The organism is Streptomyces sp. NPDC049627, assembly GCF_044465645.1.
In the GTDB taxonomy this organism is placed as follows: domain Bacteria; phylum Actinomycetota; class Actinomycetes; order Streptomycetales; family Streptomycetaceae; genus Streptomyces.
In genome coordinates, this window is record NZ_JBITLW010000007.1 from 50,862 (window position 1) to 67,374 (window position 16,513).

Annotated in this window: 13 protein-coding genes; 6 read left to right on the forward strand and 7 right to left on the reverse strand. The window is 69.0% G+C overall.

All coding sequences use genetic code 11. The annotated features are described in order from the left end of the window. Positions 1 to 3: 3 nt before the first annotated feature. Complete coding sequence (locus ACIBU0_RS19825) at positions 4 to 1,299, reverse strand: ABC transporter substrate-binding protein (RefSeq protein ID WP_398819798.1); 1,296 nt, start codon at positions 1,297 to 1,299, stop codon at positions 4 to 6. A 330-nt stretch (positions 1,300 to 1,629) separates the two neighbouring features. Between ACIBU0_RS19825 and ACIBU0_RS19830 the strand changes: the two genes are divergently transcribed. Continuing rightward, positions 1,630 to 2,655, forward strand: a complete 1,026-nt coding sequence (locus tag ACIBU0_RS19830; RefSeq protein ID WP_398820823.1) for a LacI family DNA-binding transcriptional regulator — start codon at positions 1,630 to 1,632, stop codon at positions 2,653 to 2,655. A 24-nt stretch (positions 2,656 to 2,679) separates the two neighbouring features. Next, on the forward strand, positions 2,680 to 3,270 hold the full coding sequence (locus ACIBU0_RS19835) for a DUF1349 domain-containing protein (protein ID WP_398819801.1): 591 nt from the start codon (positions 2,680 to 2,682) through the stop codon (positions 3,268 to 3,270). A 2-nt stretch (positions 3,271 to 3,272) separates the two neighbouring features. Here ACIBU0_RS19835 and ACIBU0_RS19840 read toward each other — a convergent pair whose 3' ends face one another. After that, positions 3,273 to 4,163, reverse strand: a complete 891-nt coding sequence (locus tag ACIBU0_RS19840) for a LysR family transcriptional regulator (protein ID WP_398820825.1) — start codon at positions 4,161 to 4,163, stop codon at positions 3,273 to 3,275. Between the two features lie 77 nt (positions 4,164 to 4,240). On the opposite strand from ACIBU0_RS19840, the gene ACIBU0_RS19845 reads away from it, so the two are divergent. The 3 genes from ACIBU0_RS19845 to ACIBU0_RS19855 all read left to right on the forward strand — a co-directional run bounded on the left by ACIBU0_RS19845 (position 4,241) and on the right by ACIBU0_RS19855 (position 6,627). Beyond that, positions 4,241 to 5,248, forward strand: a complete 1,008-nt coding sequence (locus ACIBU0_RS19845; RefSeq protein ID WP_398819804.1) for an EamA family transporter — start codon at positions 4,241 to 4,243, stop codon at positions 5,246 to 5,248. Positions 5,249 to 5,385: 137 nt separating this feature from the next. After that, entirely contained in the window at positions 5,386 to 6,030 is a 645-nt protein-coding gene (locus ACIBU0_RS19850) for an NAD(P)-dependent oxidoreductase (protein ID WP_398819806.1), read from the forward strand. A 120-nt stretch (positions 6,031 to 6,150) separates the two neighbouring features. Next, the gene (locus tag ACIBU0_RS19855) at positions 6,151 to 6,627 is read left to right on the forward strand and encodes a 4-oxalocrotonate tautomerase family protein (protein ID WP_398819809.1); all 477 of its coding nucleotides are present in this window, start codon (positions 6,151 to 6,153) and stop codon (positions 6,625 to 6,627) included. Positions 6,628 to 6,732: 105 nt separating this feature from the next. On the opposite strand, the gene ACIBU0_RS19860 is transcribed toward ACIBU0_RS19855, so the two are convergent. Continuing rightward, positions 6,733 to 7,308 carry a TetR/AcrR family transcriptional regulator gene (locus tag ACIBU0_RS19860; RefSeq protein WP_398819812.1) on the reverse strand — a complete coding sequence of 192 codons (576 nt, stop codon included), beginning with the start codon at positions 7,306 to 7,308 and terminating at the stop codon, positions 6,733 to 6,735. Between the two features lie 288 nt (positions 7,309 to 7,596). Here ACIBU0_RS19860 and ACIBU0_RS19865 point away from each other — a divergent pair, with 288 nt between their 5' ends. After that, positions 7,597 to 9,099 (forward strand): MDR family MFS transporter, encoded by a 1,503-nt coding sequence (locus ACIBU0_RS19865; protein ID WP_398820827.1) that lies wholly within the window; start codon positions 7,597 to 7,599, stop codon positions 9,097 to 9,099. Between the two features lie 494 nt (positions 9,100 to 9,593). Here the strand turns inward: ACIBU0_RS19865 and ACIBU0_RS19870 are convergent, their stop codons facing one another. From ACIBU0_RS19870 to ACIBU0_RS19885, 4 genes are read right to left on the reverse strand one after another with little or no spacing between them, the layout of a single operon-like run. Continuing rightward, a complete protein-coding gene (locus ACIBU0_RS19870) occupies positions 9,594 to 10,250 on the reverse strand; it encodes a hypothetical protein (protein ID WP_398819815.1) in 657 nt (218 codons plus the stop codon). Further along, the gene (locus ACIBU0_RS19875; protein ID WP_398819818.1) at positions 10,250 to 10,570 is read right to left on the reverse strand and encodes a hypothetical protein; all 321 of its coding nucleotides are present in this window, start codon (positions 10,568 to 10,570) and stop codon (positions 10,250 to 10,252) included. Before ACIBU0_RS19875 ends, ACIBU0_RS19870 begins: the two co-directional genes overlap by 1 nt. After that, complete coding sequence (locus ACIBU0_RS19880) at positions 10,557 to 15,812, reverse strand: caspase family protein (protein ID WP_398819820.1); 5,256 nt, start codon at positions 15,810 to 15,812, stop codon at positions 10,557 to 10,559. The genes ACIBU0_RS19875 and ACIBU0_RS19880 overlap by 14 nt, the downstream gene beginning before the upstream one ends. Beyond that, the gene (locus ACIBU0_RS19885) at positions 15,763 to 16,377 is read right to left on the reverse strand and encodes a recombinase family protein (protein ID WP_398819823.1); all 615 of its coding nucleotides are present in this window, start codon (positions 16,375 to 16,377) and stop codon (positions 15,763 to 15,765) included. The genes ACIBU0_RS19880 and ACIBU0_RS19885 overlap by 50 nt, the downstream gene beginning before the upstream one ends. Positions 16,378 to 16,513 lie beyond the last annotated feature (136 nt).

The following is a 16,513-nucleotide window of genomic DNA, read 5'->3' on the forward strand; positions in this document are numbered from 1 at the left end:
TCCTCACTGCCCGGTGGACTTCTGCAGGGCTTCCTGCAGGTCCTTCAGCGCCTGGGCGCTGCTCTTGCTCCCGGTCAGCGCGGCGTACGCCTCCTGCTGGACCGCCGAGGTGACGTCGCCGTACTGCACGACGCGCGGGCGCGGCACGGCGCGCAGGATCGACTCCTTCAGCACCGGCAGATACGGGTACTGCTTCACCAGCGCCTTGTCGTCGTACAGGGAGGCGTACGGCGGGGCGAGGGAGGCGTCCTTGAGGAAGGTGGCCGTGCTCTCCTCGCTGCTGAAGAACTTCATGAAGTCCAGGGCCGTGGCCTTGTTCTTCGCGAAGGACGACAGGGCCAGATTGTGGCCGCCGAGGCTGGAGGAGCCGGGGCCGTCGAGGCCGGGCAGCGGGGCGACGGCGTACTCGCCCTTGATGTCGCTCTTGCCGGCCAGGGAGTACACGTAGGGCCAGTTGCGCAGGAAGACCAGCTTGCCGGACTGGAACGCCTGGCGGCCGTCCTCCTCCAGGTAGGTGATGCCCTCCTTGGGGATCGTCCCGTCCTCGACCGAGTCGACGAGGAAGTCCAGGCCCTTCTTCGCCGCCGCCGTGTCGACGTCCGGCTTGCCGTTCGCGTCGGTGACGACGCCGCCCGCGGAGTTCACGGCCTCGGCGAAGTTGACGGTCAGGCCCTCGTACTTCTGGAACTGCCCGGCGTAGCACGACATGCCCTCGGCCTCGGGCAGCTTCTTCACCTTGGCGCAGTCGGCCTTCAACTCGGCCCAGGTGGCCGGGGGTTGGGCTATCCCGGCCTTCTTCAGCAGGTCGGTGCGGTAGTAGAGCATGCCGCCGTCGGAGCTGGCCGGGACCGCGTACAGGCCGTCGCGGTACTTCGCCGTCTCCACGACCGGCTTCAGCATCTTGTCGAGGGGGAAGCGCTGCTCGGGCAGCTTGTCGATCCACTGGTGGGCGGCGAACTCCGACGTCCACACGACGTCGAGGGAGAGCACCGTATAGGCGTCGGACTTCGTCTCCGCGTTCTGGATCATCTGCTGGCGTTGCGCGTCCGCGTCCGTCGGCAGCTGGATGAAGGTGACCTTCTCCTTCGGGTGCAGCTTGTTCCAGCGGTCGAGCATCGGCTGGACAGACCCGGTGGTGTCCTTGCCCGCCACGTACGTGATGGGTCCGCGGCCCTCGAAGGTCCCCGGCCCGCCCTGTCCGGCGGCGCCCTCGTCGGACGAGCCGCAGGCGGTGAGGAGGAGGGAGCCGACGGCGAGCACGCCCGCCCACTGGGACGCTCTGGTGGTTGTGGTCTTCACGGTGTCTCCTGGTCGTGCGTGGTCTACGTCGTCCCACGTCGTCGTACGTAGTCGTCTGTCCCGGTTGCGAGACCGCGTTGTCACACGCGTTTCTGAGTGGAACATGCAGGTCAGACCCTGATTGAACGGCTCAATGGGCTGATGTGCGACCGCGTCGTGACAACGCTTGCAAGCTAGGGGGCGCTTTTGCTGGAAGTCAATGCGTTACCGCGCGGTAATGCGATGCGGCAGATGCTTTCCGCTGCATGAAAGCGCTGTCACAAACGCCGTTGAAAGCGGTGCCATCTGTGCTACCGTCCGCTCATGCCACCAGCTCAGCGGCACCCCACGATGGCTGACGTAGCCGAACGGGCCGGGGTCTCCACGTCCACCGTTTCGCGCACTCTGCGCGGCATGTCCACCGTCTCTCCGGAGGTCCGCACGCGCGTCGAGCAGGCCGCACGCGAGCTGAACTTCGCCGTGTCACGGCAGGCTGCAAGCCTTGTCACGGGGAAGACCGGGAACGTCGCCGTGATGGTGCCCACGCTCACCTCGTGGTTCATGGGCTCGGCCCTGACCAGCCTGGGGCCGATGCTGCGGGCGGCCGGCATGGAGATGAACATCTACGTGATCCCCGACATGGCCGAGCGCACCGCGTTCTTCGAACGTCTCCCGGCCCGGCGGAACGCCGACGCGCTGCTGGTCTTCTGCTTCGACCTCACCGAGACGGAAACCGCGCGGCTGGACGACCTCGGGATGCCGGTCATCTATGTCAGCCAGCACGTCGACGGCCGGCCCAGCGTCTACGTCGACGACGTGGCAGGCGCCCGCAAGGCCACCCACCACCTGCTCAATCTCGGGCACCGCCGGATCGCCTTCGCCCACACGGTGGGAGCCAGAGGCTTCAGCTTCAGCTCGCAGGAACGGCTCCTCGGCTACCGCCAGGCGCTCACCGAAGCGGGCATCCCCCTGGACGACGACCTGGTGGTGGGCGCGCCACCCCAGGACAAGCGCGGCGCGATGGAGGCGGTGGGACACCTGCTCGGGCTGCACGAGCCCCCCACGGCCATCTTCGCCGAACAGGACGAGCTGGCCGCCTCCCTCATCGGGGTCCTGCGCCGGACACGCATCGATGTGCCCGAGCGGATGTCCGTCCTCGGCTTCGACGACCAGCCGCTGGCGGACTGGTTCGACCTGTCCACCGTGGCCCAGTCACCCTCGGACATCGGCCGCGAGGCCGGCGAACTCGCCCTCGCGCTCATCAACGCCCCGGACGGCGACCACAAACGGCACGTACTCCTGCCGACCCATGTCATTCCACGGGCCACGACGGCCCCGCCGCCCGCTCCTCCGGGCGATGATGTCCGCGACGTCTGACATCCGCAGGCACGGGAGGGGCACATGGACCAGCTGAAGACGGTTCCCTGGCACGAGGCCACCTGGCTCAACGAACCCGAGCACGCCCGCACCGACGGACCCGATCTCCTCGTCACCGCCCGTGCCCGCAGCGACTTCTGGCGCACCACGAGCTACGGCTTCGTACGCGACGACGGCCACGCCCTGCTCCACGACTTCCCGCGGGACAGCGCCACCGAGGTGACGTTCCTCGTGGACTTCGGGACGCTCTACGACCAGGCGGGCCTGATGATCCGCGTCGACGCCGGGACATGGATCAAGGCCGGGGTCGAGATGTCCGACGGCCTCCCACAGCTGGGCGCGGTCGTCACCCGGGGTGTCTCGGACTGGTCGGTGGCGCCGGTTCCGGACTGGCAGGGACGCGAGGTGGCCGTGCGGGCCAGCCGCAGCGGGGACGCGGTGACGGTGCGCGCCCGATGCGAGGACGGCCCTTGGCGACTGGTCCGGCTGGCCCCGCTGGCTCCGGACGCCGCGGCGACGGCCGGTCCGTTCTGCTGCTCGCCCGAGCGGGACGGCCTGGAGGTGCGCTTCACGGGCTTCGCGCGGGGGGCGGCCGACAAGGCGCTGCATCTGTAGGGCTACGGCTGTCGTCCGACCCCGAGGACGTCGAGCATCGCCCGGGTGGCCGGGCTGGGGTTGAAGCGGCTCCACGCCAGATACTCGATGCGACGCGGCCCGTCCACGACCGGTACCAGCGCCAGTTCGGGGTCGGCGGCGGCCGGCGGCCGGATGTACGCCGACGGCAGGAGCGCGATGCCGAGCCCGCGCGCGACGAGGCGGGAGATCAGCTCGACGACGCCGGCCTCGTACGCGACGTCGCGGACCAGACCGGCGGCTGTGAACGCCTGGTCGGACTGGGCGCGGGCGGGGGTGCCGGCCGCGAAGTCCACGAACGTCTCGTCGGCGATCTCCCGCAGCGTGACCCGGGAGGCGCCCGCGAGGCGGTGCCCGGCCGGCACGACGAGCACGTGTTCGTCGTGGTCCAGGACGACGGTCTCCACCCCGGACGGCCGCTCGCCCTCCGGCAGGCCGAGGAACGCGATGTCCAGGTCACCGTCCCGGATCGCCCCCACCATCTCGTCACTGCGTCCGGAACGCAGGAGGACCCGGACGTCCGGGTACCGCGCGCGATACCGCTGCAGCAACTCGGGTACGTCCACGGCGGCCGCGGTCACGATCACACCGACGGCGAGCCGGCCGCGTACCACTCCGGTCGCGGCCGCGGCGTCGGCGGCCGCGCGGTCGGCGGCGGCCAGGCACTCGCGCGCGGCGGCGACGAACGCCTCACCGGCGCTGGTCAGTTCGACACGGCGGCTGGAGCGGGCGAACAGCTTCACCCCGAGCTCCCGTTCCAGACCGGCGATCCGGTGACTCAGTGACGACTGCACCACGAGGCAGCGCTCTGCCGCGCGGGTGAAGTTGCGGGTTTCGGCGACGGCGACGACGTAGCGCATCTGTTGGAGATCCACCCAGCCATCGTTCTGGTGCATGGCTGTGATGACAAGCATGCGTTGGTTTCATGAGAGGTAGGTCCGAGACTTCACGCATGCAGAGCCAGCAGAGCCAGCAGCCCACGCAGACCACGCAGACCGTACAGACCACCAGGACCTTGACCGGGCGGTCACCGGTCCCGCTGCGCGGCTCGCCGGCCCGGCAGGCGGCGGTCGTCGCGCTGACCGCGCTCGCTCCCGCGTCCTGGGGCACCACGTACGCCGTGACCACGGAACTGCTGCCGCCGGGGCACGCGCTGTTCTCCGGGCTGATGCGTGCCCTGCCCGCCGGGCTGATCGGCCTGGCCATCACCCGGGTGCTGCCGCGCGGGGACTGGTGGTGGAAGGCCGCCGTCCTCGGCGTGCTCAACATCGGCGCCCTGTATCCCCTGTTGTTCCTGGCCGCCGAACGACTCCCCGGCGGCGTCGCCGCCACCCTCGGCGCGACCCAGCCGCTGCTGGTCGCCGGGTTGGCGATCGCCGTACTCCACGACCGGCCGACGGCATGGCGGTGGAGCTGGGGCGTGATCGGGGTGATCGGCGTCGGACTCGTCGTGCTCGGGCCCCGGGCGCGGCTGGATGCGGTGGGGGTGCTGGCCGGTCTCGGCGGTACGGCCGCCATGGCCTGCGGGATCGTCCTCATGAAGCGCTGGGGGCGGCAGGCGGGGGTCGGCCCGCTGACCCTGGCCGGCTGGCAACTGACGGCCGGGGGACTGCTGTTGCTTCCGCTCGCCTTCGCGATCGAGGGGGCGCCGCCGCGGATCGACGCCGGAGCGGCCGTCGGCTATCTGTGGCTCGGCAGCGTGGGCGGGCTGATCGCCCACATGCTGTGGTTCCGCGGCATCGGCAGGCTGCCGGTCGGTGCGTCGGCCCCGCTGGTGCTGCTGTCTCCGCTGGTCGCGGCCGCGGTCGGCATCGCGCTGGGCGAATCGCTGAGCCTGCTGCAGACCGTCGGGTTCGTGCTTGCGCTGGCCGCTCTGCTTGCCGCGCAGCTCAATGCGCCGATCAATGCCCCGAGGTGGGAGCGGATGCGAAGCGGACGGATGGGGCGGGGGCGCGGGTGAGTGCGATGCGGGCGGAATCGAAGCGGATGGATGGGGCACGGATGGATGGGTCCCGGATGGATGGGCTACGGATTCATGGGCCGCGGACGGCAGCGCGACGGACGGATGCGCAACGGACGGAGGCGATGAAGAGCGGCATGACCATCGCCGTGCTCGGTGCCACCGGGATGGTCGGCGCCCGGGTGATCGGCGAGGCCGGCGCGCGCGGACATCGGGTGCTGGCGCTGTCCCGGAAGCCTGCCGGCGAGGCCCCGGGTGCGAACGTGACGCCGGTCGCGATCGACGCCAACGACGGAGACGCCGTACGCGAGGTGCTCGGCACCGCGGGCGCGGACGCGGTCGTGGTGACCGTGCGGACCGACCCGGTCGACCAGGAGTTCCTGGTCGGCGCCACCCGCTCGGTGCTGGATGTCGCCGCACCGCTCGGGATGCGCGTCCTTGTGGTCGGCGGCGCCGGCGCCCTGCGCAGCCCGGACGACCGGGACCTGCGGATCGCGGACAACCCCGTATATGTGCCTGCCGAGTTGAAGCCGGTCGCCGCCGGGATCGCTCAGTTGCGCACCTGCCAGTCCCACGCCGACGCGGACTGGGTGTACCTGAGCCCGCCGGCCCTGCTGGAGCCCGGCGAACGGACCGGCCGCTATCGACGCGGCACCGACACCCTGCTCACCGGCGCGGACGGGCGGTCGTGGATCAGCGCGGAGGATCTGGCCGTCGCCGTGGTGGACGAGGTGGAGGCGCCCGGGCGCGAGCGCCACATCACGGTCGTCCACTCGGCGTGAGCGATCGGTGTGAGCGATCGGTGTGACGGTTCGGTACTACACCTCTGTATGACAGCCGTTATAGAGCCCGGGTAGCCTGCCTGTTCTCACTCTCTATAACGACTGCCATAGGAGATTGCCGTGACGATCATTACCGTGAACACGCCCAAGGGGCGCCTGAGCCTGGAACAGCGCCGCGAGCTGGCCGAGACGCTCACGGACGCCGTGCTGGTGCCCGAGGTGGGCCAGTTCGCAGCGGTCGCTCGGGTCGGGTTCCAGGTGCACTTCGTCGAGCGCGAGCCGGACATGATGGCGATCGGGGGACGGCTGCTGGCGGACGCCGGGCAGGAGCTCGACGTGATGGTGATCGACGTGGCGGTCATGGATGCCGCCTGGCGGTCCGAGGTCCGGGCCGAGGTCATCGAGCGGGTGCTGGCCGCGCTGGCGACGGCCTGCGGGATGGAGAGGCCGTCGCCGGCCTGGTGGGTCAACTTCCGCGTGATCGAGGAGGGGAGCTGGGGCTCCTCGGGTGGGGTGCTGTCCGTTCTGTCGCTGCTGGGAAGTGGCGTGTTCACGGAGGAGAGGGCCGAGGCGGTGCGCGCCGCGTTGGGTGCTTGAGGGATGCGCGCCGCGTTGGGTGCTTGAGGGATGCGCGCCGCGTTGGGCGCTTGAAGGGGCTGAGGGCGCTTGAGCCTCGCCGGGCGGGCAGCTGTCAGCTCGCCGTCAGTCGTCGCCCCAGCCGTGTTCCAGCAGGCCGAAGATTTCCTGCAGGGCGCGCTGGGGGTCCTCGCGTCCGTGCAGCAGTCGGGGTGCTTCCAGGGCGAAGTGGGCCAGGGCGGCGACGCGGGCGTCGCCTTCGGGGGCGCCGACCGCCTCGGTGATGGCGGTGGTCAGAGCGGTCTCATGTCGTAGCCACATCCGGTGCATGTAGTCCTGCAGCGCGGGTGTCGCGTTCACCAGGTTCATCATGGCGGCGTACGCCGAGGTGTCGCCGGTGACCTTCTCGTAGTTCCGCATCAGATGGTCACGCAGGGCGTGCAGGACGGACTGGCCCGGTGCGCGGTCGCGTACGGCGGCGACCAGCGCGGCTTCCTTGTCCTCGTCCTCGTCGAAGACCAGCGCCTCCTTGCTCGGGAAGTGCTTGAAGAGCGTGGTCACCGCCACGTCGGCCTCCGCGGCCACCTCCCTCACGCCCACGTCGTCGTAACCGCGCTCGGTGAAGAGCCGCATCGCGGCGTCCGCCAGGGCCTGGCGGGTCTGGGCCTTCTTGCGCTCGCGGCGCCCCGTCGTCTCGCTCATGCCCGCCACTCTAGTCAATCGGGCAAGCGGATGCGAAAGACTATCGGTTGCACTTTTGAATCGGGTTGTGTTTCTCTGGGTGAGGCCCGAGCTGACGAGCCTCCGCGGCCGTCCCCTGCTTCCACGACCCCTCTGACTCCTCGAAAGGAGTGGTCAGTCATGCCCACCGACGCCACGCCGCCCCCGGCGGCCGAACCATCCGCGCACACCCACCCCCACGCCCAGTCCCACCCCCACGCCCAGTCCCACCCCCAGGCTCAGTCCCGCCCTCACCGCATCCGCTTCACGATGCTCGGCATCATGCTCGCGATGCTGCTGGCGATGCTCGACAACGCCATAGTCGGCACCTCGATGCCGACGATCGTCGATGACCTCGGCGGTCTGGCCCACATCTCCTGGGTGGTCACCGCGTACGCGCTGGCGACCGCCGCCTCCACTCCCGTCTGGGGAAAATTCGGCGATCTCTTCGGCCGCAAGCAGGTCTTCCTCGTCTCGATAGGCGTCTTCCTGGCCGGCTCCGTGCTGTCCGGGGCAGCGCAGTCCATGTCCCAGCTGATCGGCTTCCGGGCCGTTCAGGGCCTGGGTGCCGGCGGCATCGCGGCCCTCGCGTTCGCACTGATCGGCACCCTGGTGTCGCCGCGTGAGCGGGGCCGCTACCAGGGCATGACCGCCGCGGTCATGGCCGTCGGCACCGTCGGCGGCCCGCTTCTCGGCGGTGTCGTCGCCGACCACCTGGGCTGGCGCTGGGCCTTCTACATCAACATCCCGCTCGGCCTGACCGCCCTGGTCTGGTGCGCGGTCATGCTGAAGCTGCCCACCACCCGTGCCGAGGCCAGGATCGACTGGCCGGGCATCGCCCTGATGACCACGACGATCAGCGCGATCGTGCTGGCCGCCACCTGGGCCGGTACGCAGTACGCCTGGAGCTCCTGGCCGATCCTGACGCTGTTCGTGGTCGCGGTGGCCGGGCTGGTCCTCTTCATCGCCTCACAGCGGCGGGCCGCCGAGCCGGTCTTCCCGTTGCGCGTCTTCAGCGACCGCAACTTCACCCTGAGCTGCGTGATGGTCTTCGGGGCCGGGGCGATCATGTTCGGTGCGACGCTCTACCTGCCGCTCTTCCAGCAGAGTGTCCAGGGCGCCTCGGCCACCAACTCCGGGCTGCTGCTCCTGCCGCTGATGATCCCGATCGCCGTGATCTCCAACATCGCCGGCAAGGTCATGTCCCGCACCGGGAAGTACAAGATCTTCCCCGTGCTGGGCGCCGCCTTCCTCACCGTCGGCACCTCCCTGCTCGCCACCATGGGCCCCGGCACCCCCCGCACCACCGCCGGCGTCTACATGGCGCTCGTCGGCATCGGCCTGGGCTTCCTGCTCCAGATGACGACGACCATCGCGCAGAACAGTGTCGAGATGCGGGACATGGGGGTGGCCTCCGCGGGCGTCACGCTGTTCCGCACGATCGGCGGTTCTCTCGGCGTCGCCGTCTTCGGCTCCCTGTTCACCCACGCCACGGCAGGCCACCTGCCCGCCGCCAACGGCTCCGGCCCCGACTCCGGCCGCGGAGAATCCACGCAGATCAGCGCCTCGGCCCTGGACCGGCTTCCCGCGCAGGCCAAGGACGCCTACCTCGAATCCGTCGCCTCCGGCACCCAGCACATCTTCCTGCTCGCCGCGTGCCTGTGCGCCGCCGCCTTCGTGGCCGCGCTCTTCATCAAGGAGGTCCCGCTACGCGGCAAGCCCACCCTCCCGAAGCCGGCCACCGAGCCGACGCCGACCTCCGGGACCACCTGAAGCCGACCCCTGGCCTCTCGGCGGTACGCCCCGGGGGTCAGGACACGAAGCTGTTCGACAAGCACGGCACTCCGCCGCGTGCAGAGGTCACTCAGGACGCCGCCATGGACCGGCCCTGTAGGGCGGACGGCACGACCTGCACTTCGCCGACGGCACCGTCGAGACCTGCGACCTGCTCGTCGGAGCCGACGGCGCCTGGTCCCGACAAGGCACGTGCCGGGCTCCTGGCCCACTTCACGGACTGGGCACCGGAGTTGACCGACCTGATCCGTCATGCGACGACACGTTCCTGCCCCGCCAGATCAGGCAGCTCCCCGTCGGTCTGACCTGGCCGAGTACCCCAACGATCCGGCGGCTGCGATCGAGGGGTACGAGAAGGTGATGCACGAACGCGTGCTGCGCCTGGCCCGGATGGCGTCCCAGCACCTCGATGTCTGGGCTGTCCTGTTCTTCTGGGCGGCAGCAACGATGCGCTCGGGCGGGAGCTCTGCCGTTCAACACGTGGCCCCAGGACTCGCACTTACGGCCTGGGAACGCCAGGCGAACCTGCGCAGAGAGTCCTTCCCCGCCTTGTCCTGGGCAGAGGTGCCACCGGACTTCACTTGCAGCGTGACGCCCTCGTCGTCCATCTCGACGAGCTTCCCGCAGACAGCCCCGTCCCGGGTCTGCACGGTGACGTTGAGGGCCTCCTTGTCGGCCGCAGGTGCCACCCACGTCACCATCACGCCCGTGGCCGTAGCCAGGACTCCTGCGACAGCGAGCCACCGAGCACGGTTGATCATGCAGGCGACGCGTTCGCTTTCCGCCGCCTCCCACTTCAGAAGCTCGGCTCCGTTCGCGTTCTTCAACGCGTTGCCGGGCCGTCCATGCGCGGCCGAGGCCGCCGCGAAAGCGGACGTCAACAGAGCCAGTAGGCCAACTGCGGTGGCTATAACGGTGCCCAGCCGATAGTCCGAGGTCAGCTCGGCCACGTTCTCGCGGCCTTTGAGTACGAGCACCGCAGCCAGCAGTGCGGTGGCCGTGGCCAGGAAGTTGCGCCACCCTTCCGCCTGGTGGCGGTCGATCTCCAACTGCGACTGCAACATGGCGTAGAGGCGCTCTTCGGCTTCGATCCGCAGCGAACGAGCCGACCGAGGCCGGACAGGGGGCATCAGGATGCCTCCTCGGAGGGAATCCGCACGGACCACCATGCACCACAGCCGGTGTACTCGTCGTCGTTCCCGGGATGCGTGATCGGGCAGCGGCAATCCAGTTGCCGTTCCTGCTTCTCGTCGCCGGCCTTCCGCCGCCACGGCCAGTCCTTCGCGACGGTTCCAGGCTTGACGTTGACCAGCACGTACTCGTTCCAGCCCCGGCAGACGGAACACGTGCCCGTGACCACCAGATGGTCGGCGGCGTTCCTGTGAAAGCCCAGGTCCTGGGGTGGGTTGACCTTCTGCTCCTTGTACGCCACGTCGTCATGACTCGGCATGTGTGTTGCTCCTCATCTGCGGGACATCGGCGTCCCTCGTCGGCAGGTCGAATCCGAACAGAGGCGCGTAATAGGTCAGCCGGTCCCGTACCTCGCCGACGTGGAGACCGGTCTCCTCGGCCGCCAACTGGATGTGCTCGTCCGACACTTCCCCCGACAGCGCGGGCTCGCGGCCGGTGAGCCGTTGTGTGAGGAGGATGACGTCCCGCCAATCGGGGTCGTGGTCGTCGTCCGTGGGCTCGGGGCACTCGACGATCACGCCGTAGGCCGTGTAAGGGACCAGCGTGCGAAACGTCGAGCGCAGGCCCAGGTTCAACCGGACCGCGGTCACCGTCAGAGCCAGGGGGGTCACGGTCCCCCGGCTCAGGGGTTCGAACGAGAACAGTCTCTCCACGGTCGCCGCCTGCTCCTCGGCTCCTCTGCACTGCCTGCTCGGGACGGGCGCTGCGGATGGAGCCGGAGCTGCGCCGAGGGGCTCGTACTCACGCAGTCGTCGCATCGCCTCGGTCAGGTTGAGGTCGTACGCGGATGCGTACGCGATGATGTCTGGATGAGTGATCTCGGCCTTCCACCCTGAACCCTGCCCCGTGGTGAGAATGTCGATCACCGTGAGGTCCGGTTCCAGATCACGGGTTTCCAAGGGGATCTCGTCGACCTCGATGCCGTACGGCTCGGCCTGTGCGCGGACCATGTCGGCCGTCTGCCCGATGCTGAGGCGGTGGTCGGCTGCGAGTACCAGGAGGAACAGGGTGTCGACACGGTTCGATGTGGCAGGCGGCCGGACAGAGAAGGTCCGTGCCCGGTCTCGGAAGCGAACGTGGCGCCGGTCCTCCGTGAGCAGCCGTGGACGCAACGGCTGGGGTGTGTCCATCCAAGTACCGACGGCCGCGGGGGCAGCGGTATCCACCAGACCTGCGGCAGCCAGGGCTTCGACGGACCTGACCACGTCCTCGGTGGGCTCGCGCGGCGGAGTTTCCGCCAGGGCACACAAGACGGTCCACGTACTCAGTGGCCGATGGGCCTCTTCCACGCTCAACGGAAGATTGGCCCACCACGCCGGCGCCTTGATCGCCGCGAGTGGTCCGGGCGAGACCTCCCCCATGCCAAGCTGCATGACGGCTTCACGAAGGAAGGCGGCTGTCGTGCCGATGTCGGCGTCGTCGCGCTCAGCCGAATAGCGGGCCAGTCGGAGAAGGTCGAAGGGCTTGTTGAGCAGTCGCGGCAGGCCAAGGGGTTCGCTGAGGCCCGGATGCACCGCATCCACCTCGTGGACCTCGCGCAGGTCTCCTGTGACGCGGAAGCCCAACGGCTCGTATCGACGAGCGGTGTTCAGTACGTCGGCGACGGGCACGTCCAGGTGTGCCGACAAGTAGGCGGCGACGGGCGGTGTCACGACTGCCGGCAGCCCCTCGAGCGAGGAGATGTATTCCGCTTCGAGGATGCTCAGTTCGTGCTCCTCGGGGATGTGCCGTGCCAACTCGCCGAGTTCCGGGGGCTCCGGAACGCTGGGATCGAGTAAGTGGAGCTGACGGACGAGTTCGGCGATTTCCCCGAGTGTTCTGTCCTCCTCAGCGGCGGCGAAGGGTATCGCCAGGTGAACGGGCGGCGCGAGGTCTCCCCGGCTCAGTCGGCTTTCACCCAGGTCGACGTACGCTTCATACAGCCCCCGAAGGAGCGGGTCGATCTCCATGCCGTCGAGGCATCGCAAGTCGCTCACGGGGGGCACGGATACGCCGGCGACCGCGTGCCGTCGCAGCGCGCGCAACGTTGTTCGCAGGCTGTGCCCAGAGATCAGGGACGCCCGAAGTGCTACCGCCAGTGGATCGCTCAAACCTGAATCAGAGAACAACAGCGCGTCAAGGGCAACGGGTTCCGGGAATCCTGGCGGGCGTCCGACCGCCCATCGCGCGCCTCCTCCGCGTCTGCTGCCGTCACTCACCAGTTGTGATCGCCACCAACGGAAGTAGGGATATCCGGTGTTCTGGCGGATTTGCGGCGACGAGTTGAGACGTCCCTCCTTGTCGAACGGAAGACAACCGATGACAGCCAGAGGGAGGCGCACCGGCGGAGACATCCGGCGGCCGTGCCACTCGTGCACGGAAACGGTTACGTCGGTGGTCAGCAGCTGTTCGACAACCATCTCACCCAGGTGGGGATCGTCCCGGACGAGGTCCCACAGCCAACTTAGCGGCATCGGATCCCAGTGCGTCAACGCGTCGACTGCCGCAGCCAACTCCTGGTAGACCAAGGCCTCGTCGAAGCGCTGCAACTGGTTGCGGTTGGCGCTGAGATCCGCCCCGTGTTTGCGCCGCAGGTTGATGACGTACCCGTGCGGACGCTCGTCCTCTCCCACGAAGATCCCGTCCACAAGGCGGGCACCCCGGCCGCGGACCCACCAGGGGCCATCGGGCGACTTCTCCTGCGGCACCGCGAGCGTGACATTGGCCGCCTTCAGCACGTTCGGATCCCGTCGGTCCGGGCGAGGGCTGTCGAGGCACTCCTCGACGAGAAGGGTCACAGGGCTGTGCCAGATCTGCTCCCGGAGGAACTGCACCAGAGAGGGGGGATGGGTACAGTCCTCGGGGCGCAGGTACAGCCGGACTGTGGTTCCCGCGTCCGCGCGCTCCGCCTTCGTGATGTGCATGAGCCCCGAGTCCGCGACGACATCGACGCGATAGCCGGGACCCTCGGCGGTGCGGCCGGTCTCACTGGCCGGACGGGTGATGACGGTGATCTGCTCGGCGAGCATGAAATAGCTGAAGACGCCGATGCCGAAGCGGCTGTTCAGCTCGGGGTCGATGCGGGCGCGCCGCCACCGGCGCAGTTCTCGGACACGAGTGGGGGACTGTTCGTAGCGGCGGCCGGCCCGTGCGAAGAGATCGCGCAGCTCTTCCTCGGTCATACCGATGCCGTGGTCCGCGCACTCGATGTAGGTCCGCTGGTCCTCCGGGTCCCGCCCGAGCGTGAACTCGATGGTGTACTCGGCCAGTTCCTTGAGGCGGGGGCCGCTGAAGTTGCTGGGAACAGTCGCCTGCGCGTACTTCTGGCGAGCCCAGCGGCGTCGGCACGCGTCGAGTGCGTTCTGGTACAACTCCCGTACGGCCAGCATACGATCGCCGTAGAGCTGCGTGCCCATGATGAGGGGTTTGACGCCGTCCTCGGCCAGCTGAAAGCGCGGGGGTGGCGCCTCGTAACTCCGATTCCCGACGGCCGGCAGGGCATCCGTGTTGAGGTGCTTCGGGAGGGCGTCGAGCAGTTCCTCGTTCGGCAGGTCCTTGCACAGGTTGCGGGCGGCGGTGGTGGCGGCGTCGGCCTGACGTTCCAGCGCCACGTGCAGGGCGGCGCTGTCGCACGGGGACCGCAGGGTCCAGTCGACGCGCTGGTCCGGCGTCGTTGTGCCGGGTGCGCGCGAGGATGCGTAGCCCACGGGGTGGAACTCGCTTCCGCGGACCTGTTCGACCAGGTCCACCGGTCTCACCTCCAGGTACCTCTCCCCGAGGTGATCCACGACGATGCCGTCCAGCGACCGAGGATCGATGGCCAGCAGTTCGGCGACGTGCAGCAGCCCCGCCAGCTCACGGGGGCGCCACCACTTCCTGCGGGGGGCAAGGCCCAACTGCGTGGCCAGGTCTTTCTGCCAAGTCTTGCCGTTCGGTGCGCTGGCCGCTGGAGGCGTGCGCATCTGCGAGATCACTTGCAGAAGAGCCGAGCGCAGTTCGTCGTGGCTCCGTGGGTATGGCCGCGGGCCCAGGTACACGGCGAACTCAGCTGCCTCCAACAGAGGTGCCATGACCGTCCGCAGGCTGTCCAGGGCACCGATGAGCGGCTCCGAACCGTCGGCCGCGGCCCAGAGCTGGTCCCAGTCGGCCAGCAGGCGGTGACGGAGCCAGCTTTCGACGGCCGCCGCAGCGGAGTCGGACTGCGCGTCGAGGAGCCTACGCCGCTTGGCATCAACTTGTTTGTACGCCTTGCGGACGTCCGCCATGTCCTCCCGCAGGAGCTGTCTGCCGTCGTCACGGTTCGACGAGTCTTCCCGGTTCGGTGAAGGGGCGTCACCAATCCTGCGGTCCTCCTGCGGCCCTTGCGGCGGATAGAGCTCGGCGAGGGCCCGGCGGCCGCATGCCACGGCGGCCTCCCGGACGAACGGTGTCGCGAGCAAGGCGACTGCCTCCAACGGGCTCAGCTTGCCCTCGGGCGCTGCCGGTATGAGGCTTTCGAGGCGCTTGATGACGCGCTGAGGGAACTCGACATCGTCCCAGGGGTCAGGACCTGCCTTGTTCGGCAGGGCGGCATCCTGACGAATAGCGAGGACCTTGTCGATCAGACGGCTCAGATCGCTCCTCAACCTGCCCTTGTCCACGCCGTGACCGGTGACTCTGTCCCACAGGTTGGAGTCGTGGACGGCTTTGACCCACTCCTGTGTGCCCGCCCCGCTCCCGCAGATCTCCAGCTTCTTGTGACGAGCAGGGGCGCGTGCCATGTCACCGCCGAGCCAGAGGTCCTCGACCTGGTGACGGCGGGTGCCGTCGTGAAGCTGGGCGAGCTCGCGGGTGCGCCTTCGTACGTAGGTGATGACATCCTCGACGGTTTTCTGTGGTGACTCGTGGTCGAGGGCCTCCGCGAGCGCCCGGCTCATGAAGCTGCCCGCCTCCGTGCCCAGGGCTCGCTGTCCGGGTGCGCACGCGCGCACGACGAAGACGTTCTCGCGGGAGCGTGAGGGTGCCGGGAAGGTGGCCAAGGACTTGAACTCGTCGTCCGGCTCGTCGCGGCAGGCGTCGAGGCACATCATCACGGTGGCCTGTGAGCGGAGGCGCTTGAAGAACACGTCCGGAACGACCTCGACGAGTCCCTCCTCCTCCGCAGCGGGATCCCCGTACGCCGGAACCAGGAACTCTCGCTCACCGATGCGCACGCCGTGCCCGGAGAAGTGGACCAGGGCGAAGTCGTCGTCCTGGCACTCGTCGAAGAACGTATGGAGGGCGGCGTAGATGTGCTCCCGCCGTGTGGTGTCCAGGGTGTCCCGGACCGTCACGTCCGACTCGGCGTAGCCGGACTGGAGCAGCGCCTTCTTGATCCGCTGCGTGTCCTCACGGACGAACTCCAGACCCGTCATCGGCACGGCGATCAGAAGCGCCCGTAACACGCCCATCGTGGCGCATCCCCCAGTCTCCCGGTGCGTCAGCAGAGAGGGATTATGGCAGACGGGGCCCTGCGAGGGGTGCGGACGAGCAGCGGGACGCACTGCGGCCGGGAGACCTGCTGGAGACCAGGCCTGCCGGCTGCCCCTCGGGAAAGGAAGGGGCGCCCTTCGGCACGCCCACGCCTCCGCCTCCGCCATGCCGGACATGGCCGCGAGCACGGTGAACACCGATGCCGGACGGGTCGTGCGAGCCCTTCAGCTCTCCGGTGAGGAACTCCAGGCCGACGTCGCTTGCTTTCAGTTCCTCGGCGAGCACAGCGAGTTCGATGCCGCGGCCGAGGCGCTTGTGCTCGTGCACGACGAGGGTGACGGCGATGCCGGAGGAGCGGATCTTGCCGGCGAGCTTCACAGCGGCCTCCAGCTCGGGGCGCTTGGTGGCGCGGGTGGAGATCTTCTCCGCGAAGACCCGGGTGACCCCGGCTTCGGCGAGGGAGTCGAGTTGTGCGTCGAGGGACTGCCGGGTGGTCGAGGCTCGGGCGTAGCCGAGGCGGACGTGTCCGACCGGTTCGGCGCCGGTGCTCACGGGCCGGGGCAGTTCGGTCCACGCCGAGCTCGGCTTGCGTACGGCGGGGGTCGGGACGCTGAGGGCCTTGGCGAGTTGGGGCACGAGGCGGAAGCGAGCGGTGTGGTACTGATGGCCAGCTTGTTCTTGCCGGTCCGGCATGGGGAGCCCGATGGGGCGGCACAGGTGGACATCGGGCACTCGTGCGATTCCACGCGCTTGAAGTCGTCGCTCACAAGCG

Coding starts and splice junctions, on each gene's coding strand:
- ACIBU0_RS19830 (WP_398820823.1), top strand. CDS start 1,630: ATGGCTGACGTAGCCGAACGGGCCGGGGTCTCCACGTCCACCGTTTCG.
- ACIBU0_RS19835 (WP_398819801.1), top strand. CDS start 2,680: ATGGACCAGCTGAAGACGGTTCCCTGGCACGAGGCCACCTGGCTCAAC.
- ACIBU0_RS19845 (WP_398819804.1), top strand. CDS start 4,241: ATGCAGAGCCAGCAGAGCCAGCAGCCCACGCAGACCACGCAGACCGTA.
- ACIBU0_RS19850 (WP_398819806.1), top strand. CDS start 5,386: ATGACCATCGCCGTGCTCGGTGCCACCGGGATGGTCGGCGCCCGGGTG.
- ACIBU0_RS19860 (WP_398819812.1), bottom strand. CDS start 7,308: ATGAGCGAGACGACGGGGCGCCGCGAGCGCAAGAAGGCCCAGACCCGC.
- ACIBU0_RS19865 (WP_398820827.1), top strand. CDS start 7,597: ATGCTCGGCATCATGCTCGCGATGCTGCTGGCGATGCTCGACAACGCC.
- ACIBU0_RS19870 (WP_398819815.1), bottom strand. CDS start 10,250: ATGCCCCCTGTCCGGCCTCGGTCGGCTCGTTCGCTGCGGATCGAAGCC.
- ACIBU0_RS19875 (WP_398819818.1), bottom strand. CDS start 10,570: ATGCCGAGTCATGACGACGTGGCGTACAAGGAGCAGAAGGTCAACCCA.